We start from the raw sequence: 22,636 nt of genomic DNA, 5'->3' as shown, positions 1-22,636 counted from the left end.
AACGCCCTGCTCAGCCTTTTTTATTCATGTATGCGTCAAAATTTTTGATGTAATCATCCAGGTTTTCTTCGAGCATTTTTCGATACTCAGCGACAAAATAATCAACCGTTTCAGCTTTCGCATCTGCCAATTCTTTTGCAGACTCCCAGCCACAAGCACTTAACCAAGCATTAAACCGCGCCGTAGCATACATATTGGAAGCACTGACCTTACCGCTTGATACCGTTTCACTAATTTGATCATTCGATAAATGAATATGGGCATCCGCTCGTTGAAAGAACGCTTCATCAATTTTTTCCATGGGGTTTCCTCTATTTTTATGCTTTAGCTTGCGACGCAGTTAGCGATGGTCGCAAAGTGTTCATCATTAAAATCCGACAAACAACGTAACTTTAGGTGGGATAATTGGTACTTTTCGTCAGCGAACTCGGATGCCTGTGGCACCACGACGGTTTTCATATTGGCATTTTTTGCAGCCATAATGCCTGAAAGCGAATCTTCAAAAGCAACTGATTTATCTGCATCAACATTAAGCTTTTCTATAGTTCGAAGATAAACCGCCGGATCAGGTTTACCAGCGAGCTCCTGCTCTGATGAAGACGTCGCATGAAAATAATCCGCAATAGCAAGCTTGTCGAGCACGACCGGGATTAGCCTTGCAGGTGCATTTGTCGCTAAACCAATTTTGAGATTTTTTGTTTTAAGAAAATCGAGAAGTGCTTTCACACCCGGCATGGCCTGCCCCTGTTCGGCAATTAACTCGGCGACCAAGTCCACCACTTCATTTTCGACGTCATCAAGGCTTTTATCTGACCACGGAAAATGACTAAACCAAAACTCAGTCACTTCACGCTTTGTCATTACTGCTGTTTTTGCTGAAAGCTCTTCAGAAACATGAACACCCACTGATGAAAAAACCTGCTTCTCAGCAGCTTTCCACATTGGCTCTGAGTCGATCAGCGTGCCATCCATATCGAAAATTACAGCTTGTAGCATGATGAATCTAAGCTATCAACGACTAGGCATTTTGTTTAATAAACGCCGACCAAGTTTCATCGGGTGTCCAGATATTATGTAAAGCCGCTTTAGCCTGCCACTCTGAAACTTCCAGATGTTGAATACTATATAGATAGATGAAGCTGGCTACCCGCCAATTCAACGCACAATGCACCCAAATCGATTTATTAGTATGTGCTTGCATGATGGTCCGAAACAACTCGTATTGCTCAATTTTAGGGTGATGCCATACGATTGGAATATGTATATAGTTCATGCCAAGTGATGTGACCAACGCCCCTTCATTAGCAACCGCTTTTTCATGGTCAGGCATGGCCAGATTCACCACAGTATCAACACCCGCTTCTGCAATGAACAAAAACTCATCAGCATTGGGCTGCCCAGATGTATGGATATTTTTTGTGACTTTTTGGTAATTAAGGATCTGCATACCGAGATTACCCTTACTCAAAAAACCATGACATGGTCACAGAGATATTGGCCGTCTTTCTGAACCAACACCATTTCAGCAACAAACTCACCTTCAGCTTTTGTGAAAAACTGCTTCCAAATAATGGCTACCGAATCAGGTCGTCTAAAGACAGCAACAGGCTGACGCGCTGCAAAAAAGCCTTTTTGTGATTGGTATTGTTCACACACTTTTTGTAGATAATCTTGGCTAACGATTGTCTTCAAACGGTCTGTGAAATCTTTAATATGTTTTTTATGATTAATTTCTGTTGAGCCATCCATCAAGTTATCCATTATTGGATTAGCTATCGCTAAAATTTCATCGTCAGACATTTCAACAAAAATCATCAACACTCCCAAATAAACATAAAGGCATCAAATAAATTTTATGGCACTTAAACTGAGTGCAAATATTTTTTGGTTTTAGCTAAATGCTCAGCCAAAGAATCGAGTAGCAATTTATATTCTGCTGACTGTTCAACTAAAACAGTCTGCCCAATCAAATCCGCTAAAACCTGATCTTTGTTCAAACATTTATCGTGAATAGCCTGTTTAAAATCTGCTGAGAGTAATTTCGTCAGTTTACCTGCCAACTCTTCGACTAGCTCTTTATCTGAGTCTGGCGTTGACGGGAATTCATCTAGTTCTTCTACGATGTTTTGGAATGGTTCTATATATTCTTCACGTTGACTAGCAATCTCTTCGAGCGCTTCATGACCGTCTTCTTCGGCTAATAATGCCCCCATTGCACGGTAAAAGTTGGCTGTCTCAATGACTTGTTTCAAAATCTCTAGCGCATCGGCTTGTTCATCTGAGCGTATTATCGACATCTCACTTTGTTCCTGAGGTTGGTATTGGCGGCTCACCAACTATCACTTTGATGGCTTCAGGGATAACTTCAAACGCTGCTGGCGTCTTGGTTTTGAATTCACCATCGGCCTCTAGTGACTTGGGTCTCGTGGTTTGAATACTAAACTTTTTGGCTGACTTACGAACGATTCTGTCAGTGTTGTGTTTGGCACCATTACGTAGGATAGGCCCTAGTAGAATAAGTTTCCACCATGGTTGTGGCTTGATAAAAAACAAACTTAATTCATCATCCAGCAAGCTCGCCCGTTCATCAACAATATTACCGCCACCATAAAAGCGGCCATTGCCAACAGCTAAATGAATTGCTTTTGATGAACAGTAGCCATCATCGTAATTGATCTTAACCTTAAAACTCTTATTACGCTTAAGTGCTCGAAAAAAGGCCGTCAGATAAGCAAACACACCAAAGTATTTTTTACTCTCTGGCGTTATTTCACGTGTCACATCAACACCAAGTCCAACGTGAGCGACATTAATAAAATAATGGCCGTTGACCTTACCTAAACTGATTGACTCGCGCTTACCCTCAGCAATCACTTGCGCAGCTGACAACAAGTCAGCGGGTACACCAATGGATTTCGCAAGATCATTCGCCGTACCCATTGGGAAAATCGCTAATGTTCGTTGGCAGTTATAAATCACTTCAAGCGCGGAACTAATCGTGCCATCGCCACCAGCCACGATGACAATCCCGTCTTCACGATCATATTCTTCAATTAATGCCACCAGATGTTCTTCACTTTCTGACTCATTTATTGACACATCAATACCTGCATTTTTCAACAACTCGATAGCAGCTTGCAAAGCTTCGACTTGCCCATTTCGACTGTGCGGATTAACAATCAACAAAGCATGCTGCAAGTTATTACTCCTCGATTGAGAATAGATGGTTGTACAAATTAGAAGATGAAAGCTTGGCGCTATGAAGGAAGTTAATTGGATTGTTGCTGCAGTGCAATAATCGAGATTAAAGTCATTTAAGGAAAAGTGAGAAAACTGTTAGCTGATAAATGTTCCCATGAACTCCAAACCTTCAGGGGTTAGTAGCCAAGCCAAAGCGGCAATATTCATTATCACAGTTATCCAGTAAACCTGTTTAAACTCTTTTTTAATTGATTTATGTCTCAGTTTGTTCTGAGCGTAAAAAGCACCTGGCCAACCGCCAGCAAGACTCAATAAATGCAACTGATTTTCAGATGTACGCCAACGGTTATTTTTTGCTGCTGATTTATCTAAAGTGTAGTTAATGAACGTCAGAATACTCATAGCTACATAGACATAGAGCAATTCAATTGGCGCGCGACCAAGCGACACCAACCCTGCCAATGCCAAACAAAATGTAATTATGATGATAGTCCCTACAATGGGTTTCTTATGAGTTGGCTTACTTTTTAAAGCGCGATCACGAGCAAAACTGACATTAACCGCTTTGAATTTACCACTCGCTTCTTTCACCAGTTCATAAACAATGACATCGCCATCAACGGGTCTTCTCGAACGTCTTGTGAAAGATTTGATATGAACAAATGCTCTGTCGCCACCGCCATTCGGCTCAACAAAACCAAAGCCTTTGTCATCATTCCAGTTGCTTAGTTTTCCTTGAAATTTCACGTTATCCTTCCCATGGATTAATTATATTTTTAGCGGCTGATCTTAAATTTATGACTGTTTTATCACTCAAGACTAAATATGTATTTAAGAGATTTTAAAATAAAAAAAAACGGGCCTGAAGCCCGTTTTTCAATTTAGCTCGTTTTGTAACTTACTCTGGTCGCATATGTGGGAACAGCAACACATCACGAATCGATGGTGAGTCAGTTAATAACATCACCAGACGGTCGATACCGATACCTTCACCCGCTGTTGGCGGCATACCGTATTCCAGAGCACGGATGTAATCCGCATCGTAATGCATCGCTTCAAGATCACCAGCATCTTTATCAGCAACCTGAGCTTTAAAGCGCTCAGCTTGATCTTCAGCGTCATTTAATTCCGAGAAACCATTGGCGATCTCACGGCCACCAACAAAGAACTCAAAACGATCTGTCACAAAGGGATCACTATCACTTCGGCGAGCCAATGGTGACACTTCTGTTGGGTAAGCGGTGATAAAAGTTGGTTGCATCAATTGATGCTCAACGGTTTTCTCAAAGATCTCGATTTGGACTTTCCCCAAACCGTAGCTATCTTTCAGCGGAATAGCTAAGTTTTTAGCAACCTCGCTTGCTGCTTCTAAACTTTCCAATTGCTCAGGTTTAAGCTCTGGGTTGAAGTGCAGAATTGATTCTTTCACCGACATACGAATAAACGGCTGAGCAAAATCGATATCAAGACCTTGATATTGCACTTTGGTTGAACCCAGTACGTTTTGCGTGACGGTACGCAGCATATCTTCCGTCAGATCCATCAGTTCGATGTAATCCGCATAAGCCTGATAGAACTCAACCATGGTGAACTCAGGATTATGACGGGTTGATAAACCTTCGTTACGGAAGTTACGGTTGATTTCAAATACTCGCTCAAAACCACCGACAATCAAACGTTTCAAATATAGCTCTGGTGCGATACGCAGAAACAGATCCATATCTAATGCGTTGTGATAGGTCGTAAATGGTCTTGCTGTAGCCCCCCCAGGAATCGCCTGCATCATTGGCGTTTCAACTTCGAGGTAGTTTTTATCCATCAGGTAACGCCGTACACCATCAATGATTTGGGTACGTAGTTTGAAAACTTCACGGCTAGCTTCATTCATGATGAGGTCAACATAACGTTGACGATAGCGTGTTTCTTGATCTGACAGACCGTGGAATTTTTCTGGTAATGGACGCAGTGATTTCGTTAATAGTTGAATGCTATCAACATGTACTGAGAGCTCACCTTTTTGGGTACGGAATAATGTCCCTTCGGCACCGATAATATCGCCCATGTCCCAGCTTTTGAACTGTGGGTAAACACCTTCAGGCAGTTCATCACGAGCGACATAAACCTGAATATCACCAGACATATCACGAATGGTCGCAAAGCTCGCTTTACCCATTACACGTTTGGTCATCATACGACCAGCAATGGCGACACGGCGCGGTTCAGCTTTCAGTTTATCGCCATCCCACTCAGCATATTCGGCTTGTAATTCACCGTTCATTACATTACGGCGGAAATTATTCGGGAAGGCATTACCTTGCTCACGAATGCTAGCGAGTTTTTCACGGCGCTGAGCAATCAGCCGGTTTTCATCAAATTCAGTTTCTTGGGTCATTTTATAAGCCTGATTTCAGTGAGGCCTCGATAAACTGATCAATATCACCATCGAGAACTGCTTGCGTGTTGCCGGTTTCGACACCGGTACGGAGGTCTTTAATGCGAGACTGATCCAATACGTAAGAACGGATCTGACTGCCCCAGCCGATATCTGACTTCGATTCTTCGGCTGCTTGTTTGACTTCGTTTTGTTTCTGTAACTCTAACTCGTAAAGTTTTGCCCGTAAGGCATTCATTGCCCTGTCACGGTTTTGGTGCTGACTACGTTCAGTCTGACATTGCACCACGGTATTAGTTGGTACGTGAGTAATACGCACCGCAGAGTCAGTGGTATTAACGTGCTGACCACCGGCACCACTTGAGCGGTAAGTATCAACGCGTAAATCTGCAGGATTAATATCAATCTCAATCGTATCGTCTACTTCAGGATAAACAAACACAGATGAAAAAGATGTATGGCGACGCGCACCTGAGTCAAATGGTGATTTCCTTACCAAGCGGTGAACACCTGTTTCGGTTCGCAACATACCAAATGCATATTCACCTTCGAAGCGAATCGTCGCGGACTTAATACCTGCAACCTCACCGGCCGAGACTTCCATCAGCTCAACTTTGTATTCGTTGGCTTCCCCCCAACGCAAATACATCCGCAGCAGCATATTGGCCCAATCTTGAGCCTCAGTACCACCTGAGCCAGCTTGAATATCCAGATAAGCGCTATTTTTATCGAGCTTGCCAGAGAACATTCTCTGGAATTCGAGTTTTTCTAGACCTTTTTCTAATTCATCCAAATCTTGGGTGATGGAGTCAAAGGTATCTTGGTCGCCCTCCTCAACTGCCATTTCCAACAATTCTTTGGCATCTTCGAGTGTTTCACGGTGGCCGGATAACGTGCCCACCAGCTTTTCCAGACTCGCCCGCTCTTGTCCGAGCTTTTGGGCACGTTCGGGATCATTCCAAACGTTGGGATCTTCTAATTCGCGAGTGACTTCAACTAAGCTTTCGGCTTTGCTATCGAAGTCAAAGATACCCCCTGAGATCGTCACTGCGATCCCGAAGGTTTTTAATGCGAGTCATGGTTGCGCCGAGTTCCAAAGTTCACCTCATCTGCTGATTGCGATGTTGATCAGAAAACCGCGTATTGTAACGGAAAAATGGCCTTATTGTTTAGGCAGATAGCGTAATGGATCGACAGGTTGCCCATTTCTGCGAATTTCAAAATGCAGTTGGTCTCGTTGTGTACCTGTGCGTCCAAGGGTAGCGATTTTTTGTCCTGCTCTGACGTTATCACCTTCTTTCACCAACAATGAACTATTGTGCGCATAAGCACTAAGGTAGACATCGTTATGTTTGATGATAAGTAAGTTGCCGTAACGTGATAAACCATTACCGCTATAAACCACGCGACCTGAAGCCGCTGCAACGACGTCTTGGCCTGCCCGCCCAGCTATTTTGATACCTTTTCGTGTTGCTTCTGCATTTGAAAAGCTTGATAACAGAGGCCCTTTAGTTGGCCATTGCCAAGCTGGCGTACCCGTGCCCGTTGGTGCTGGTGATGATGGCGGTGGCGACGACGGTTTAGGGGTCGCTTTTGCTGGCTGACTCGTCTTAGGTTTTGAAGCCTGTGTTTTTGGTGCAGATGTTGTCGGTGCCGTTTTTGGCCGACTCGTTGCAACTTGCTGTCTCACTGGCGCAGCTGATGCCCCTCTGAACCGTAATTTTTGTCCAACATAAATTGTGTAGGGTGGACGAATACCATTTATGCGCGCCACATCACGATAATCCATACCGTAACCAAAACTAATGGAATATAAAGTGTCGCCTTTTTTAACGGTATAGGTTTGTGGTGGTGTTTGGCTTCTCGTCTGCTTCTGTGGTGAATGGCGATCATAGTGACCTAACGGCGCAACAGCTTTACCGCCACCACAGGCAGTTAAAAAAAGCGTCGTTAAAATCAGCAGTCGTTTCATATCACCGCAGTATTAGCCAAGCAGTCACAAGAATAAAGATTGTTAACCAGCCTAACCAGTCCATCCATTGATGCAATTTGTTTTCTAACGCCGGGCCGCCCCAACGCATTAAGCCTGCAACCAAGAAAAACCGTAGGCCACGTCCGACCATTGACCCTAAAATAAATGGCAGTAACAACATGCCTACCGCACCAGCTGCGATAGTAAAAACTTTATAAGGAATTGGCGTAAACCCTGCCATAAAGATGGCCCAGAATCCCCAATCGTTAAACCATTGTTGTGCGGTTAAATATCCTGCTTCATAGCCAAACTGAATTATCCATGGCTCTACCATCTGCAAGGCAAACATACCGATAAGATAGCCTAGTAGTCCACCAGCAACGGAAGCCACCGTGGTAATAAAAGCATAGAACCAGGCTTTTTCAGGTTTTGCCAACGACATTGGCGCCAGCATAACGTCAGGCGGTACTAAGAAAAATGATGACTCGGTAAAACTCACCACAGCCAGCCAGAAGCTTGCGTATTTGTGTCGTGCCCACTTCATCGTAAGCACATAAAGAGATGAAAATAATTTCATTAGATTTGTCCGCTTAGTAGCGGTACAAAACTGACCGCCTCCCACTCTGATTCCTCAAACGTATTGCCATTACGGTCAATGACTCGTAAAGACTGGCCTTTGCTCGTTCCCACTGGGATAACAAGTCGACCACCTGGCGCGAGTTGATGTAATAGGCTTTCTGGGATTTGTTCAGGCGCACAGGTAACGATAATTCCGTCATACGGTGCATTCTCTTCCCATCCCCAGCTGCCATCGCTATGTTTGAGACGAATATTATTGAGCTTTAGTTGATAAAAACGTTCACGAGCTTGTTTCAATAATGGCGAAATACGCTCAACACTGAACACTCTTGGCACTAGGCCAGATAAGACTGCAGTTTGATATCCAGAGCCTGTGCCGACCTCAAGTACTTTATTGCGGGGATTACCTTGCAACAAAATTTCTGTCATGCGCGCGACAATAAATGGCTGTGAAATTGTCTGGCTGTGGCCAATTGGCAACGCGGTATCTTCATAAGCGCGGCTAGCTAAGGCCTCATCAACAAAAAGATGGCGTGGGCATTGACGCATGATCGCCAATACCTGCTGATTGTTAATACCGCGATCTTTCAGACGTTGAATCAAGCGATCCCGCGTCCTTTGTGAGGTCATACCAATACCGCGAGGATCACTTATCATGGTGTTGTATCTTCCAACCAGCGCGCTACACCGTCGATGGCATCGTAACGTGTCAGGTCAATTTGCAAAGGTGTAATCGAAACAGCGCCACGTCGAATGGCATCAAAATCGGTGCCTGGACCTGCATCTTGTTCGGCTCCTGCTGGACCAATCCAGTACATAGGGCGACCACGAGGATCAAGTTCACGAATCACTGGCTCAGCTTTATGCCGGTGACCAAGGCGTGTACTTTCAAAACCAATAATTTGATCTATCGGAATATCAGGGACATTTACATTTAGAATCGTGTCGGCAGGAAGTGATGCTTTACTTAAGCGGGTGACCAATTGCTGTGCAACCCAACCTGCAGTTTCATAATGACGTCCTTCAAAGCTCGCAAGTGAAATTGCAATCGCAGGCAAGCCCAAAAACCGGCCTTCCATTGCCGCAGCAACGGTACCTGAATATAAAACGTCATCACCAAGATTTGCTCCAGCATTGATGCCAGAAACAACCATGTCAGGCTCTTCTTCCAAAAGACCAGTAATAGCAAGATGCACACAGTCAGTTGGTGTGCCTTCAACACGATAAATACCGCTGTCTAAACGGTCTAAACGTAAAGGATTTTCTAAAGTCAGCGAGTTACTGGCACCACTACGATTACGATCTGGCGCCACCACGGTGATTTCGCCACAATCTTTCAGCGAGTTGGCCAGAGTATGTAGACCACGCGCCATGTAGCCATCGTCGTTGCTGATCAAAATTTTCATGTATTTCCGCTTGTTGGCTCGCTATTAAACAAGCGCTCATCTTAGCAAGAATGCGCCCTGCAAGTCATAAAAAAGGGCATCAAATCATGCCCTTTTTTTGTTTTTGTGCTTAATTTCGCAGCTGGTTTTGGGACTGACCGCCACCATAACTGAAAAACTGCATTGGTTGACCACCTTTAGTCACTTTAACCGCGCAGTATTTAAACTCAGGTATTTTCGCAGCCGGATCTAATGCGGCATTCGACAGCCTGTTAACCGCTGCTTCGTAGAAACAAAATGCCATAAATACGGCCCCGGTTGGTACCGCCAAATCAGCACGTGCAATCATCGAGATTTCACCACGCCGAGTCGAAAGCGTAATTAAATCGCCCGGATGTACACCCAACTCATCCAAAGTGACGGGATTAAGCGTTGCCACAGCTTCTGGCTCTAATGCGTCTAAAACATTGGCGCGACGTGTCATTGAGCCTGTATGCCAATGCTCTAACATCCGGCCAGTAATCAATACATACGGATATTCTTCATCCGGACGCTCAGCAGGAGGAACAATATCGGCAGGTACAAACTTACCAAGGCCATTATCACGAGGAAAATCTTCTTTAAAGATAACCGCTTCGCCGGGATCGCCCTCGTTAAAGCATGGATAAACAACGGCACCTTCATTCTCAAGTCTTTGCCATGTAATACCTGCCATATGCGGCACAGCTTTGCGGATCTCTGCAAAGACCTCAGAGGCATCTTTATAGTGCCAGTTAAGCCCCATACCATTAGCAATCTGCTGAATGATCCATAAGTCCTGACGCGCATCGCCGGGTGGATCTAATGCCTGACGTCCAAGTTGAACCAATCTATCGGTATTGGTAAACGTACCCGTTTTTTCTGGGAAACCTGAGGCCGGCAATACGATATCTGCCAGATATGCCGTTTCCGTTAGAAAGATATCTTGCACCACCAGATGATCTAATTCTGCCAACGACTGGCGAGCATGATTGGCATCAGGATCTGACATGGCAGGGTTCTCACCCATCACATACAAACCTTTTAACTTGCCATGATGAATCGCATCCATGATTTCAACGACGGTTAATCCTGGATTTGGATCTAATGGTGACTCCCATAATTGTTCAAAATACTCGCGGGCTCTGCCATCACCAACAGGTTGATAATCCGGAAATACCATGGGGATAAGCCCCATATCCGATGCGCCTTGTACGTTATTTTGACCACGAAGTGGATGCAGCCCGGTACCCGGACGGCCAATTTGCCCTGTCATTAATGCAAGCGAAATTAAACACCGCGCATTATCAGTACCATGCACATGTTGAGAAATCCCCATCCCCCAAAGAATCATTGATGCTTTAGAGGTGGCATACAGTCTCGCCACTTCTCGTAATGTCTGAGCAGGAATGCCACAAATCGGTGACATGGCTTCAGGTGAATAGGATTTGAGGTGGGCTTTCATCGCCTCAAAACCTTCCGTTCGACTGCTGATGAAGTCAGCATCAACCAAATCTTCTTCAACAATGACATGCATAATGGCATTGAGCATCGGCACATCACTGCCCGGTGTAAATTGCAATTGATAGGTTGCTTCACGGCCCAGCTCAGTACCACGCGGGTCCATCAATACCAACTTGGTGCCTTTACGAACGGCATTTTTCATCCATGTCGCACCAACCGGATGATTCACTGTTGGGTTAGCACCGATCAGAATGATAACTTCGGCTTCATCGACATCAGCTACCGGATTAGATACCGCGCCCGAACCTAAACATTCAAGCAGCGCCACAACTGATGAGGCATGGCACAAACGCGTGCAGTGATCGACGTTATTGGTTTTAAAGCCAGTACGAATCAGTTTTTGGAATAAATAAGCTTCTTCGTTGCTACCCTTGGCACTACCAAAACCAGCTAATGCTTGCGGACCGAGATCATCACGAATACTGACAAAGCCTCCACTGGCTTTGGCAAGCGCTTCTTCCCATGTCGCTTCACGAAATACTTTTTGCCAATCATTGGGATCGAACTCAAAATCAGCTGACTTTGGCACATCCTCACGGCGAATAAGTGGTTTGGTCAGTCGGTGTGGATGATGCACATAGTCAAAACCATAACGACCTTTGACGCATAAACGACCATGATTAGCAGGCCCATCACGACCTTCAACATGCAGAATTTTGTTGTCTTTAACGTTATAAGTTAGCTGACAACCAACACCACAATACGGACAAACAGAATCGACTTGCTTATCAGGCACCACCATACCCACTTCATTCGCTGGCATTAAGGCGCCGGTAGGACAAGCCTGCACGCACTCACCACAAGCAACGCATGAGCTATCGCCCATCGGATCATCTAAATCAAAGACAATCTCGGTGTGATGGCCACGCATCGCTAAACCGATAACATCATTATTTTGCTCATCACGGCAGGCACGAACACAGCGTGTACATTGAATACAGGCATCCATGTTAACGGCAATACCCGGGTGTGATAGATCCGGCTTAGGTTGTTGACGAGATTTAAATCTTGGCGTGCTGACGTCAAGTTTGCCTGCCCAATAATCCAACTCCGAATTCAAAGTGTGGGGCTGCTCACTGACATCGGCTTTTAGTAACTCCAACACCATTTTTTGTGAATGCAAAGCCCGTTCACTGTTGGTTTTTACTTTCATATCGTTACTTGGGTAACGACAGCACGATGGTGCTAAAACCCGCTCACCTTCCACTTCAACGACACAAGCGCGACAGTTACCATCTTGCCCCTGACGCTCTGAGTAGCAAAGATGTGGAATTTCAATCCCCTCACGCTGTGCTGCTTGTAGAATGGTCTCATCGGCTCGTGCACTGACTGATTTACCGTTAAGGGTGAACGAGACTAATTCGATTTGTTCTTGCAGTTGTGAAGCCATTATTTTAGCTCCTCAGGAAAGTATTTGATGACACAGCGAAGTGGATTTGGTGCTGCTTGGCCGAGGCCACAAATTGAGGCATCAACCATCACTTGTGACAACTCTTCGAGTAAGGTTTCGTCCCACTTGGCTTCTTGCATCAGTGTGACCGCTTTAGATGTACCGACACGGCAAGGCGTACACTGGCCACAAGATTCATCTTCAAAAAAGCGCATCGCATTAACCGCAAGATCTTTTGCTTTGTCTTTGTCTGAAAAAACGACGATAGCCGCACTACCAATAAAGCAGCCGTATTCGTGCAAGGTATCAAAATCTAAAGGTACATTTGCCAGCGATGCCGGCAAAATCCCGCCTGATGCCCCGCCCGGAAAATAGCCATACAAGGTGTGGCCTTCTTGCATGCCGTCACAATACTCATCAACTAGCTCACGTAATGTGATACCAGCAGGCGCTAAATGCACACCGGGTTTATTAACCCTTCCGCTCACTGAAAAAGACCGTAAGCCTTTGCGACCATTACGACCATGTTTAGTCAAACATTCAGGGCCTTTTTCAATAATGTCGCGAACCCAGTAAAGCGACTCCATGTTGTGCTCAAGCGTTGGCCTGCCAAATAAACCAACCTGCGCAACAAATGGAGGTCTTAACCGAGGCATACCACGTTTGCCCTCAATGGATTCAATCATCGCTGACTCTTCACCACAGATATAAGCCCCCGCGCCACGACGCAGGTGTATCTGAGGCAAATTAGGTACCGGTGGCTGATTTTTTAATTTAACCAGTTCCACCTCAAGCATCTCACGGATGGCGGCATACTCGTCTCGCAAGTAGATATAAATTTCATCAATGCCTACCGCCCAAGCCGCGATCAGCATGCCCTCAAAAAAACAGTGAGGGTCGCGGTCAAGATAATATTTATCTTTAAAGGTACCAGGCTCACCTTCATCAATATTGACGGCCATTAATCTTGGCGCTGGTTGATCTCGTACAATTCGCCATTTACGTCCAACCGGAAAACCCGCGCCGCCAAGACCACGTAAACCAGAGTCTTCCATTTTGGTCAGCACATCTTCGACCGGAATTTGACCGTTTACGCATTGCTGATAGGTCTGATAACCATATTGCTCGCTATAGGTTTCAAAACGAAGCGGCTCGATATCTTCAGGCTTGCTGTTTTTTGCCGAGACCTCAACAGTCACTTTTTCAACATTGGCAAACTCAATCGGATTCATGCCAACTACCGCGACAGGCGCTTTATCACAGCGTCCAATACAGGGAACGCGTTGGATTCTGACGCCCTCTCCCATACCATTTTCTAGCGATTCAATTAGTTGGTTAGCGCCCAGCATTTCACAGGTCATCGAATCACAGACTCGAACAGTTAATTGTGGGGGCGGGGTTTGATCTTCTTTGATGACATCAAAGTGATGATAGAACGTAGCAACTTCGTACACTTCTGCACGAGACAATTTCATCTCATGAGCAAGTGCCAATAGGTGGGCAGCTGAAATATAGTGATAAGTGTCTTGGATTTTGTGAAGATGTTCTATGAGCAAATCTTTGCGTCTGGGCTCATCACCCAATAGTGACTGCACTTCAGCCAAGGCTTTCATATCGACCTGACGCCCTTTACCAATCGGTCTAGGTTTCTTAAGGGCCGCGCCTGCCTTCTGGACGCTAATTGGCTGTCCGCTCATATTTGCCTCTTTACAATATGCTGTTCAATCTAACGTTCTTAATTACGCAAAATTATGAAACTACCATGACCTGATAGCCGTTGTGAAGCGGTGTTCATACCGGTTTTAAGTATTGGGTTAATGAATATTCCGACATAAAAAATGGACTGATATTTTGCTACTTTTCGTTAGCCATTCGAGCATAGGCTGACTGCCCATTTTTACTAGCTTTAAGGCGCTTTTTGGCGTGGATATATCTTTGGATAGAAAACAGGATTATTTTCAGGCACAAAAAAGCCGGCAATAAGCCGGCTTAAAAAACTATTCTGAATTTGGATTCGGCAATAAAAATGCCAATTTTAATGTCGTTTATGCGCAATTTTGCGATTATTTGCTCGCGTGCTCTTTTTGCTCTAATTCTTTTAACCATAAATCATGGTGTTGCTCAGCCCAAGCTGTATCAACATGACCTGTCGTCATCCCTTCCAGAGCACCCTCTGTACCGACCGTACCGATATAAATATGACCCAACGAGAATGACATCAATAAAAATGCTGTCAGAATGTGAATCAGATGAGCACCGATAATGATTTCACGTTCTTGGCCAAAGTTCGGGAAATCCAATACCAGTCCAGACAAACAAAGTGCAACACCAGCGGTCGCCAACGTCCAGAACCAAAGCTTCTCACCACCATTAAACTTACCGGCTGACGGATGTTTGTCACCCACCATGCCGCCAAAGTCTTTAAACCATTGAATATCAACTTTGGTAAAGAGGTTATCTTTGAACCACTTAATCAGGATGATAAACAAGGCCACCATAAATACCGGGCCAATGACATTATGTATCCATTTTGCTGCTGTGGCATAAGCTGAAAAGCCGGGATAACCTAATAATGGAATCAGAGCAAAGCGACCATACAGCAAGCTAAGTCCTGTAATCGCCAATAAGATAAACAGCACGGCCGTTACCCAGTGCAAACGGCGCTCATTTAAAGTCCAACGCTCAACCGTCTTACCAGTTCGTGGATGACCTATTTTGACCTGGCCACGCCACATGTAAAAAGCCACCAAGGTAATAATGACAAAACTTAGCAACCAACTGCCATAGGTTGCAATTGGGCCATTGCGAAGTTGGCGCCAGTTTTGTCCCGCGCCTTGAATCAGTTCGTTGGTCTCCTGCCCCTTAACGGTGCTGATACCTTTTGAATTATCACGAACTTGACGCCAAGTATCGGCACGCGGATTTGTTTCTTGGGCTCCAGGCTCAGCATCTGCCAAACCAACATATAAATATCCAGTTAGTGGTAGCAGTACGATAGCCAGCAATATCGCGATAGTTGCGATAAAAGACTTTCGGTGACGATTGGCTAAAGCAACGTTAGCAGTCATGCGGACTCCAATTAACGATCCGTTTGAACACTGTTAAAACGCTGCTTTAGAATCACTTCACGTTCTTCAGCAGATAATGCATGTTCATCAGGACTACCTTTGTATTCACCCGCTTTATGCATGGTCACATCTGTATCTTCATAACAGGCACTCAGCATAAAGATCGCGATAATCAGGCTTAATCGTTTCATCATTAATCCTTATATGCAGTGTCCCAACCCCAGTTATCAGGGCGGCCACCACGACGGACAACACGACTACGGAACAAGTCAGCAACGATATCACCATCACCGGCTAACAATGCTTTGGTTGAACACATTTCAGCACACAACGGTAATTTGCCTTCAGCAATACGGTTACGACCGTATTTTTCTACTTCGGCTTTAGAGTTATCTTCTTCAGGACCACCTGAGCAGAAAGTACATTTATCCATCTTGCCACGTGCACCAAATGCACCATCTTGCGGATATTGTGGCGCACCAAACGGACAAGCATAAAAGCAATAGCCACAGCCGATACAAATATCTTTATCGTGTAAAACGACACCATCATCAGTGGTATAGAAACAATCTACAGGACACACCGACGCACAAGGGGCATCTGAACAATGCATACAAGCAACGGAAATAGATTTTTCACCAGGAATACCATCATCAATGGTCACCACGCGGCGACGGTTGATACCCCAAGGTACTTCATGTTCATTTTTACAGGCTGTGACACAGGCATTACATTCAATGCAGCGCTCGGCATCACAGAGAAACTTCATTCTTGCCATTTTTCAGTATCCTCTTGAGATTAGACAGCGCGGATGCGACATAACGAAACTTTCGTTTCTTGCATCGCTGTGACTGAGTCGTAACCGTAGGTAAAGACAACGTTACAAGACTCACCTAGGACATGTGGATCTGAACCTTTCGGATATTTATCCCGCAAGCTTTCACCTTGATAATGACCACCAAAGTGGAAAGGCATAAACACCACACCTCTATCTACACGATTAGTAACCATTGCCATGACTTTGATTGACCCACCTTCAGGTCCATCAACCCAAACTTGTTCACCGTTTTTAACACCAGCATTGTTAGCATCAGCTGGGTTAATTTCGATAAACATATCTTGCTGTAACTCAGCCAGCCATGGGTTTGAGCGGGTTTCGTCACCACCACCTTCATACTCAACCAAACGTCCACTGGTCATAATCAGCGGGAAATCTTTGCTGAAATCCTGCGCCTGAATAGAACCATAACGTGTTGGCAGCCGGTAGAAGCTACGACGGTCTTCATAAGTTGGGTATTTTTCAACCAAATCACGGCGGTTGGTATACAACGGCTCGCGGTGAATTGGCACTGGATCTGGGAATTGCCAAACAATTGCACGAGCTTTGGCATTACCACTTGGTGATAAACCATGTTTGATAGCAACACGTTGAATACCGCCAGATAAGTCAGTTTTCCAGTTTTTGCCTTCTGCTTCGGCTTTTTCTTCCGCCGTTAACTCATTCCACCAGCCAAGCTCTTTGATCATGTCGGCACTGACTTCTGGGTAACCGTCTTCAACGTCACTACCCGCAGAGTAAGAACCTTCCGCCAGCAGGTTTTCGCCATTACGTTCAACACCAAAACGTGCACGGAACGCACCGCCGCCTTCAGCAACAGGTACTGACGTGTCATACATGATATGAGTACCAGGGTGTTTCATTTCAGCTGTACCCCAGCAAGGCCATGGTAAGCCATAAAACTCACCATCACATGGGCCACCTTCAGCACGCAGTGTTGTTTTGTTAAATGTGTGCAGGTTTTCAGCTTGGAGCTTCAAACGCTCAGGTGTTTGACCTGTATAACCGACCGACCACATGCCACGGTTGTATTCACGGGTAATGTCTTCAATCATTGGCTCTTCGCCAACTACTTGGACGTTTTTGCACAATTCATTTTCAAAGCCAAACTTCTTGGCAAATTTGTACATGATGACGTGGTCTGGTTCGGACTCAAACAATGGTTTGATAACTTGCGAGCGCCATTGCACCGAACGGTTCGAAGAGGTCAATGAACCATAAGTTTCAAATTGGGTGGCTGCGGGTAGCAGATATACACCATCTTTACGGTCATTCATAACCGCTGAAACGGTTGGATAAGGATCGACAATGACCAGCATATCGAGCTTTTCCATGGCAGCTTTCATTTCTGGGCCACGTGTTTGACTGTTTGGTGCGTGCCCCCACAACACCATCGCTTTGATAGCATCGTTTTGATCGATATTGGCTTTGTCTTCCAAAACACCATCGATCCAACGAGAAACGGTAATACCGTTGGTGTACATAGGACTTAATTGCTTACCATCAGATTCTTCATAAGCACGCTGATCAAAACGTCCTTTAAGCCAGTCTAAATCAACGCCCCAGACGCGAGCCCAATGTTGCCAAGCTTCTTCAGCCAGGCCGTAGTAACCAGGCAAGCTGTTTGAAACAACACCAAAGTCGGTTGCACCTTGAACGTTGTCATGGCCACGGAAAATGTTGGTACCACCACCGGATACCCCCATATTACCCAGCGCCAATTGCAGAATACATAGGGCTCGGGTGTTACTGTTACCAACAGTGTGTTGAGTGATCCCCATACACCAAATAACAGTACCCGGGCGGTGTTCAGCCATAGTCTTGGCTGCTTGATAAACTTCCGCTTCTTTAGCACCGGTTAAGTCTTCAACTTTGTCCGGTGTCCAATTAGCCACTTCCGCACGGATATCATCCATGCCGTAAACACGCTGCTCAATAAAGGTTTTATCTTCCCAGCCATTTTCAAAAATGTGCCAGAGCATGCCCCAAACGAATGGGATATCACTACCACTACGAATACGGATATATTGATCAGCATGCGCAGCAGTACGGGTAAAGCGCGGATCGACAACAATGATCGGCGCACCACGTTCTTTACCACGGAAAATATGTTGTAACGATACCGGATGTGCCTCTGCCGGATTCGCACCGATAATGAAAATCGACTTCGAGTTATGGATATCGTTGTACGAGTTGGTCATCGCCCCGTACCCCCAAGTGTTGGCTACACCAGCTACCGTTGTCGAGTGACAAATACGTGCTTGGTGATCAACATTGTTGCTACCCCAAAATGCAGCAAATTTACGGAACAAATAGGCTTGTTCGTTGCTGAATTTGGCACTACCTAACCAGTAAACAGAGTCAGGGCCCGATGTTTCTCGAATATCGAGCATTTTTTGACCGATTTCTTCAATGGCGTCTTCCCAGCTCATACGCTGCCATTCGCCATTTACTTTTTTCATCGGGTATTTAAGGCGTTTGTCACCGTGGCCGTGCTCACGTAAAGAAGCACCTTTTGCACAATGCGAGCCCAAGTTGAATGGATGTTCAAAACTTGGTTCTTGTCCAATCCAGACGCCGTTTTGGACTTCTGCAACCACACCGCAACCGACACTACAGTGACTACAAACACTGCGAACTTTGGTGATTTCGCCTTCATCGTATGCGGGTTGACCACCTTCAGCAGCTTCCGCTTTTTCGATCATTGCCGTTGGCAACATGGTCATGAATGCAGCACCACCAGCGGCAATACCGGAGCCTTTCAAGAAGGTTCGACGGTCAATACCCGAAGAACGACTGATAATGGCGGCAGGGTCTCGTTTAATTAATTTCATGACGGTGATCTTCTAGAAATCGGCAGTTTTATAGAATGTATCTACATGTTCCGTATGCTGATATCCCTTTGAAGACTGCGGCTTGACAGCAGTTTTTTCGGGTGCGGGAGTGGGTTGTGCATGCACCGCTTTACTACTTAAAGCGACTGCAGCGGAGCCGCCAGCAAGAGCGGTCAACGTATGCAAAAATTTTCTGCGCGATGATGAAGACTGCGAGCTCATGGTGATCTCCGGATCAGATAACAGCATTTTGGCGACAGATGCCATGCGTCATTGCGACAACTGAATGAATATGAATTATCCCGCATATAGGCTTTATCATCAAGCCAAGATGAGCACTTAAACGGCGGTTAAACGCTGACTTTCACCTTCAAAAAACAACTGGGCAAGTTCAGCTAAAGCCGCATAAAAATTTGCACTTGGCGCTGTCTTCAAATCAACAATAAACCGAGGTAGCCACTTTGCCATATGATGGTTAAAAAATTCTGATGCAGTCACAACCGGTGTGCCATTTGCGCTGAGAATTAAACGCATCACATCACATAATGCAGCGATATGATCCTCAGGCTCTTTTTTACCCTCTTGGCGCACCAGACCCAGCTTACCTAAGTCGACTCGCAAATCAGCCAAAGGCTTCTCATTCAGAAAGCCGGTTTGATAATAAGATGCATAAGGGATTATCTCGCCTTGGGTAAGGCCGATAAAGAGTTCGTGATATTCACGAGCTTGTTCAGCTTCGGTAGTATTACTTGCCGCGTTAATCAATTGCTGCCAAGCCTGACCAAGTGCCGATGCTGGTGTGTCGACTTTTAAGGCAGCAATATTATGTAACAAATCGGTTGTCGCGGGTCTTGCCAATAAATTCGCCAGCAACGCATAAATCTGTGCTCGCCATTGAAGGGTTTCTTGCAAATCTTCCTGCATTATTAACTCCGTCTAAACTGCGCTTTGACACGACAGTCTTCACACATTTTCAGATGTTCTAATTTGCCATCCTGAAACATCGGGTGGTCTTTTAATTTACCGATGATGGTGTCGATCATTTTCTGTGTGGCAAAAGGTTTATGGCAACTAATGCAGTGGAAAACTGGCTCTTCGTGCAATAGCCGCTTCTGGCGCGCCTGTTCACGATCAAAGAGATATCGCGGCGATAATTCGATAACCTTTTCAGGGCAAGCCGTCTCACACATACCGCATTGCACACAAAGATCTTCAATAAAGTTAAGTTGTGGTTTATCAACACCATCAACTAAGGCACCAACCGGACACACCGAGACACAAGACATACATAAGGTACAGCCTTCCGCATTAACTTTGATCTCACCAAAAGGTGCTGTATCAGTCAGTTTTAACTCAGCAATCGGTGCGGGTGCATATTGATGTAAGTGCGTTAAAGCCAGATGACTCACGCGACGCTTGTCGTCTAAACCAGCAAAACTGGCTGCCTCGCTCAACAGCATTTTTGGCTGCTGATTAAGATGCGTTTTTAACGCATCAATCCGTTGCCCATTAAACCAACTGATTGCTTGCTCAAACCCCAAGCCAGCAATCATGTCATTGGCTAAGCTAATTTGCTGTTGCACACCCTGCCAATCATGATCTTGATGACTGCCAGCATCCCAGACGGTGATGTTAGCTGCACCATAGGCTAATGCTGCCAGCCAAAAAGGTAAGCCTAGGGCGCCGATTTCTTCAATTGCAAACGGGACGATATTGTCAGGTAACTGTTCGGCATAAACCGATAACAATTGTTCACCTTGCAAGCTATCGTGAATCAACAATTGCATAGGCTTATCTTCGACAGCCTTGTACTGCTTAAACATCGCCCGCAGTCTTTCAAGGCTATGATCTAAAGTTGGTAAGGCATAACTAATCGCGCCTGACGGACAAACTGTTGTGCAACTGCCACAACCTTGGCACAAATTTGGGTTAACCTGAATTTGTTCACCAAACGATTGAATCGCATCAGCCGGACAGGCATCTAAACATTGCTCACAAGCACTGACCCCACGACGTTTATGGGCACAAATAGAAGATTTGTAGTTAAAAAACTTGGGCTTATCAAATGTGCCCACCAGATCTGGCAGCTGTTTTAAAGCCTCGGCTAAAGCTTGTGGGTTATCAGCAGGCGCAAAATAACCGATTGGTGATACCACCATGGTCATTAGTGGTTGTTCACTTAAATCCAGCACCAAGTCATATTTTTGCTTAACACCAGCAACGACGGCAGAAAAATCGCCTAACCAACCACTGAGCTCAGTTAGCTCACCTTTCAAGCGTGTAACAGGTTGCTCAGTAACTAACTCGCCACCATCAAGAATAAGCACTTCAATAACCAAACCATGACAATGGGCAATGACAGCATTGATATTGGCTGCATCACCAATAACCAATAACCGGCCTGCTGATTCATAACTCACCCAGTCGGCAACCTCAAAAGGCAAGTTACCCGCTTCAATTACTGCATTATGCAAGTTTGTCATCCTCAGATTTGGTTGGGGTTGGATCGCTTGGTTTTTCTGCATCTGGTTCTGCTGATGCAACTAATGATTCAATTTGTTTATCAAGCATCCGACGCATTTCATGGGTGACCACATCACCTAAGCTGGCAAAGTTTTGATAGTTGTAGTCATTTTCATACTCATCCAGACCATCTGGTTTACCGATCCCCGGTTTACGAAAGATATCTCTTAATGCTTGTTTGCGACTTGCCGCATCAAGTTCTGGATTTTGCCATGCGGGTGTTGGCGATTCTGTCTCTACAAGTTCTGTAGCAATGACTTCTGGCGCAGGCTCAACATTGTCTTCAGCTGGAATCGTTGGCTGTTGTGCTTCTTCAGCTGGAGACGACTGTTCAAGTTTTCGTGCTGACCAGCGCGAAAAAAAACCAGATTTTTCGTTATCAGCCATTGGCGGTCTCTGAGGAAGCATTTTCTTTCCAGCGCTGACGACGCCGTTTTTTAGGTTTTTGTGGCTGATAGTGCGCTAAAACATAACGCTCTAACCAAACACAAAGTACATCCGGTAGCGGCGCATCAAAGACCATTTCGCCTGCTTCCATGTAGGATGCGGCTTCGTCAAAATCAACAGTAAGCATGACTGGCAGCAAGTCATCGCCAACTTCTCGGCAAACCAGATATACCTTAGTTTGTTCAGCCGTTAAGTTAACGTAATAACTTTCACAAAATTGTCGGTAAAGCTGAAGACGCAATCCCGTTAAGGTAATCACCTCACCTTGCTGTTGCGCACTGTCGATATCGTCATCGCTTAGCCCCGGCACAACACCTAACAGACGCCAACTGGATTTCGCCCAGCGGTGCTTGCTCGGCTGTTTTAGCAGTAAGCCGGAAACATCAAAATGGTCAGCGGGCGTATCAAGCATGGCAGGCAATGAAGTTATTTTTCACGCCTTTATGTTATCAAATAACCAAGTAT

24 protein-coding genes are annotated in these 22,636 nt (G+C 45.3%); all 24 read right to left on the bottom strand.

Annotation, left to right across the window (positions count from 1 at the left end):
* Nucleotides 1–10: 10 nt before the first annotated feature.
* The gene (locus OMP94_RS10145; protein WP_266278184.1) at nucleotides 11–301 is read right to left on the bottom strand and encodes a DUF3144 domain-containing protein; all 291 of its coding nucleotides are present in this window, start codon (nucleotides 299–301) and stop codon (nucleotides 11–13) included.
* 23 nt (nucleotides 302–324) lie between these two features.
* Nucleotides 325–996 (bottom strand): hexitol phosphatase HxpB, encoded by a 672-nt coding sequence (gene hxpB, locus OMP94_RS10140; protein WP_266278183.1) that lies wholly within the window; start codon nucleotides 994–996, stop codon nucleotides 325–327.
* Between the two features lie 22 nt (nucleotides 997–1,018).
* Complete coding sequence (locus OMP94_RS10135; RefSeq protein WP_266278182.1) at nucleotides 1,019–1,447, bottom strand: protein tyrosine phosphatase family protein; 429 nt, start codon at nucleotides 1,445–1,447, stop codon at nucleotides 1,019–1,021.
* A 17-nt stretch (nucleotides 1,448–1,464) separates the two neighbouring features.
* Nucleotides 1,465–1,815, bottom strand: coding sequence for a hypothetical protein (locus OMP94_RS10130; protein ID WP_266278181.1), 351 nt, complete (start codon nucleotides 1,813–1,815; stop codon nucleotides 1,465–1,467).
* A gap of 47 nt (nucleotides 1,816–1,862) precedes the next feature.
* Nucleotides 1,863–2,297, bottom strand: a complete 435-nt coding sequence (locus tag OMP94_RS10125) for a hypothetical protein (RefSeq protein ID WP_266278180.1) — start codon at nucleotides 2,295–2,297, stop codon at nucleotides 1,863–1,865.
* 1 nt (nucleotide 2,298) lies between these two features.
* A complete protein-coding gene (locus tag OMP94_RS10120; RefSeq protein ID WP_266278179.1) occupies nucleotides 2,299–3,198 on the bottom strand; it encodes a lipid kinase in 900 nt (299 codons plus the stop codon).
* A gap of 138 nt (nucleotides 3,199–3,336) precedes the next feature.
* The gene (locus OMP94_RS10115) at nucleotides 3,337–3,948 is read right to left on the bottom strand and encodes a cold shock and DUF1294 domain-containing protein (protein ID WP_266278178.1); all 612 of its coding nucleotides are present in this window, start codon (nucleotides 3,946–3,948) and stop codon (nucleotides 3,337–3,339) included.
* A 151-nt stretch (nucleotides 3,949–4,099) separates the two neighbouring features.
* A complete protein-coding gene (lysS, locus tag OMP94_RS10110; RefSeq protein WP_266278177.1) occupies nucleotides 4,100–5,593 on the bottom strand; it encodes a lysine--tRNA ligase in 1,494 nt (497 codons plus the stop codon).
* A gap of 1 nt (nucleotide 5,594) precedes the next feature.
* Nucleotides 5,595–6,672 (bottom strand): peptide chain release factor 2 gene (prfB, locus tag OMP94_RS10105; RefSeq protein WP_266278176.1). Its coding sequence is split into 2 segments (ribosomal slippage): nucleotides 5,595–6,617 and nucleotides 6,619–6,672, totalling 1,077 coding nucleotides; the frame shifts between segments, so codons are not numbered across the junction.
* 83 nt (nucleotides 6,673–6,755) lie between these two features.
* On the bottom strand, nucleotides 6,756–7,565 hold the full coding sequence (locus OMP94_RS10100; RefSeq protein ID WP_266278175.1) for a peptidoglycan DD-metalloendopeptidase family protein: 810 nt from the start codon (nucleotides 7,563–7,565) through the stop codon (nucleotides 6,756–6,758).
* 1 nt (nucleotide 7,566) lies between these two features.
* On the bottom strand, nucleotides 7,567–8,142 hold the full coding sequence (locus OMP94_RS10095; RefSeq protein WP_266278174.1) for a YqaA family protein: 576 nt from the start codon (nucleotides 8,140–8,142) through the stop codon (nucleotides 7,567–7,569).
* Nucleotides 8,142–8,801, bottom strand: a complete 660-nt coding sequence (locus OMP94_RS10090; RefSeq protein WP_266278173.1) for a protein-L-isoaspartate(D-aspartate) O-methyltransferase — start codon at nucleotides 8,799–8,801, stop codon at nucleotides 8,142–8,144. The genes OMP94_RS10095 and OMP94_RS10090 overlap by 1 nt, the downstream gene beginning before the upstream one ends.
* A complete protein-coding gene (gene surE, locus OMP94_RS10085) occupies nucleotides 8,798–9,550 on the bottom strand; it encodes a 5'/3'-nucleotidase SurE (protein WP_266278172.1) in 753 nt (250 codons plus the stop codon). The genes OMP94_RS10090 and surE overlap by 4 nt, the downstream gene beginning before the upstream one ends.
* A 109-nt stretch (nucleotides 9,551–9,659) precedes the next feature.
* The gene (fdhF, locus tag OMP94_RS10080) at nucleotides 9,660–12,461 is read right to left on the bottom strand and encodes a formate dehydrogenase subunit alpha (protein WP_266278171.1); all 2,802 of its coding nucleotides are present in this window, start codon (nucleotides 12,459–12,461) and stop codon (nucleotides 9,660–9,662) included.
* Nucleotides 12,461–14,158: an NAD(P)H-dependent oxidoreductase subunit E gene (locus OMP94_RS10075; RefSeq protein WP_266278170.1), complete on the bottom strand. Its 1,698-nt coding sequence runs from the start codon at nucleotides 14,156–14,158 to the stop codon at nucleotides 12,461–12,463. The genes fdhF and OMP94_RS10075 overlap by 1 nt, the downstream gene beginning before the upstream one ends.
* Nucleotides 14,159–14,524: 366 nt before the next feature.
* The gene (locus OMP94_RS10070) at nucleotides 14,525–15,529 is read right to left on the bottom strand and encodes a formate dehydrogenase subunit gamma (protein ID WP_266278169.1); all 1,005 of its coding nucleotides are present in this window, start codon (nucleotides 15,527–15,529) and stop codon (nucleotides 14,525–14,527) included.
* Nucleotides 15,530–15,540: 11 nt separating this feature from the next.
* Nucleotides 15,541–15,723 carry a hypothetical protein gene (locus OMP94_RS10065; RefSeq protein WP_266278168.1) on the bottom strand — a complete coding sequence of 61 codons (183 nt, stop codon included), beginning with the start codon at nucleotides 15,721–15,723 and terminating at the stop codon, nucleotides 15,541–15,543.
* On the bottom strand, nucleotides 15,723–16,307 hold the full coding sequence (fdh3B, locus tag OMP94_RS10060; RefSeq protein ID WP_266278167.1) for a formate dehydrogenase FDH3 subunit beta: 585 nt from the start codon (nucleotides 16,305–16,307) through the stop codon (nucleotides 15,723–15,725). Before fdh3B ends, OMP94_RS10065 begins: the two co-directional genes overlap by 1 nt.
* Nucleotides 16,308–16,327: 20 nt before the next feature.
* Entirely contained in the window at nucleotides 16,328–19,201 is a 2,874-nt protein-coding gene (locus OMP94_RS10055) for a formate dehydrogenase subunit alpha (protein ID WP_266278166.1), read from the bottom strand.
* A gap of 12 nt (nucleotides 19,202–19,213) precedes the next feature.
* Nucleotides 19,214–19,468, bottom strand: coding sequence for a twin-arginine translocation signal domain-containing protein (locus tag OMP94_RS10050; RefSeq protein ID WP_266278165.1), 255 nt, complete (start codon nucleotides 19,466–19,468; stop codon nucleotides 19,214–19,216).
* A gap of 72 nt (nucleotides 19,469–19,540) precedes the next feature.
* On the bottom strand, nucleotides 19,541–20,125 hold the full coding sequence (locus OMP94_RS10045; protein WP_266278164.1) for a TorD/DmsD family molecular chaperone: 585 nt from the start codon (nucleotides 20,123–20,125) through the stop codon (nucleotides 19,541–19,543).
* 2 nt (nucleotides 20,126–20,127) lie between these two features.
* Nucleotides 20,128–21,684, bottom strand: a complete 1,557-nt coding sequence (locus OMP94_RS10040) for a 4Fe-4S binding protein (RefSeq protein ID WP_266278163.1) — start codon at nucleotides 21,682–21,684, stop codon at nucleotides 20,128–20,130.
* Nucleotides 21,668–22,111 carry a DUF3306 domain-containing protein gene (locus tag OMP94_RS10035; RefSeq protein ID WP_266278162.1) on the bottom strand — a complete coding sequence of 148 codons (444 nt, stop codon included), beginning with the start codon at nucleotides 22,109–22,111 and terminating at the stop codon, nucleotides 21,668–21,670. The genes OMP94_RS10040 and OMP94_RS10035 overlap by 17 nt, the downstream gene beginning before the upstream one ends.
* Nucleotides 22,104–22,583, bottom strand: coding sequence for a DUF3305 domain-containing protein (locus tag OMP94_RS10030; RefSeq protein ID WP_266278161.1), 480 nt, complete (start codon nucleotides 22,581–22,583; stop codon nucleotides 22,104–22,106). Before OMP94_RS10030 ends, OMP94_RS10035 begins: the two co-directional genes overlap by 8 nt.
* Nucleotides 22,584–22,636: the final 53 nt, after the last annotated feature.

The organism is Methylophaga sp. OBS3 (assembly GCF_026319325.1).
GTDB lineage: Bacteria > Pseudomonadota > Gammaproteobacteria > Nitrosococcales > Methylophagaceae > Methylophaga.
This window is presented reverse-complemented; position numbering and strand designations above follow the sequence as displayed.

What these genes read in the sequence shown, in the direction of transcription:
- OMP94_RS10145 (WP_266278184.1), bottom strand. Translation starts at nt 301, where the DNA reads ATGGAAAAAATTGATGAAGCGTTCTTTCAACGAGCGGATGCCCATATT.
- hxpB (WP_266278183.1), bottom strand. Translation starts at nt 996, where the DNA reads ATGCTACAAGCTGTAATTTTCGATATGGATGGCACGCTGATCGACTCA.
- OMP94_RS10135 (WP_266278182.1), bottom strand. Translation starts at nt 1,447, where the DNA reads ATGCAGATCCTTAATTACCAAAAAGTCACAAAAAATATCCATACATCT.
- OMP94_RS10130 (WP_266278181.1), bottom strand. Translation starts at nt 1,815, where the DNA reads ATGATTTTTGTTGAAATGTCTGACGATGAAATTTTAGCGATAGCTAAT.
- OMP94_RS10125 (WP_266278180.1), bottom strand. Translation starts at nt 2,297, where the DNA reads ATGTCGATAATACGCTCAGATGAACAAGCCGATGCGCTAGAGATTTTG.
- lysS (WP_266278177.1), bottom strand. Translation starts at nt 5,593, where the DNA reads ATGACCCAAGAAACTGAATTTGATGAAAACCGGCTGATTGCTCAGCGC.
- OMP94_RS10100 (WP_266278175.1), bottom strand. Translation starts at nt 7,565, where the DNA reads ATGAAACGACTGCTGATTTTAACGACGCTTTTTTTAACTGCCTGTGGT.
- OMP94_RS10095 (WP_266278174.1), bottom strand. Translation starts at nt 8,142, where the DNA reads ATGAAATTATTTTCATCTCTTTATGTGCTTACGATGAAGTGGGCACGA.
- OMP94_RS10090 (WP_266278173.1), bottom strand. Translation starts at nt 8,801, where the DNA reads ATGATAAGTGATCCTCGCGGTATTGGTATGACCTCACAAAGGACGCGG.
- surE (WP_266278172.1), bottom strand. Translation starts at nt 9,550, where the DNA reads ATGAAAATTTTGATCAGCAACGACGATGGCTACATGGCGCGTGGTCTA.
- fdhF (WP_266278171.1), bottom strand. Translation starts at nt 12,461, where the DNA reads ATGGCTTCACAACTGCAAGAACAAATCGAATTAGTCTCGTTCACCCTT.
- OMP94_RS10075 (WP_266278170.1), bottom strand. Translation starts at nt 14,158, where the DNA reads ATGAGCGGACAGCCAATTAGCGTCCAGAAGGCAGGCGCGGCCCTTAAG.
- OMP94_RS10070 (WP_266278169.1), bottom strand. Translation starts at nt 15,529, where the DNA reads ATGACTGCTAACGTTGCTTTAGCCAATCGTCACCGAAAGTCTTTTATC.
- OMP94_RS10065 (WP_266278168.1), bottom strand. Translation starts at nt 15,723, where the DNA reads ATGATGAAACGATTAAGCCTGATTATCGCGATCTTTATGCTGAGTGCC.
- fdh3B (WP_266278167.1), bottom strand. Translation starts at nt 16,307, where the DNA reads ATGGCAAGAATGAAGTTTCTCTGTGATGCCGAGCGCTGCATTGAATGT.
- OMP94_RS10055 (WP_266278166.1), bottom strand. Translation starts at nt 19,201, where the DNA reads ATGAAATTAATTAAACGAGACCCTGCCGCCATTATCAGTCGTTCTTCG.
- OMP94_RS10050 (WP_266278165.1), bottom strand. Translation starts at nt 19,468, where the DNA reads ATGGCATCTGTCGCCAAAATGCTGTTATCTGATCCGGAGATCACCATG.
- OMP94_RS10045 (WP_266278164.1), bottom strand. Translation starts at nt 20,125, where the DNA reads ATGCAGGAAGATTTGCAAGAAACCCTTCAATGGCGAGCACAGATTTAT.
- OMP94_RS10040 (WP_266278163.1), bottom strand. Translation starts at nt 21,684, where the DNA reads ATGACAAACTTGCATAATGCAGTAATTGAAGCGGGTAACTTGCCTTTT.
- OMP94_RS10035 (WP_266278162.1), bottom strand. Translation starts at nt 22,111, where the DNA reads ATGGCTGATAACGAAAAATCTGGTTTTTTTTCGCGCTGGTCAGCACGA.
- OMP94_RS10030 (WP_266278161.1), bottom strand. Translation starts at nt 22,583, where the DNA reads ATGCTTGATACGCCCGCTGACCATTTTGATGTTTCCGGCTTACTGCTA.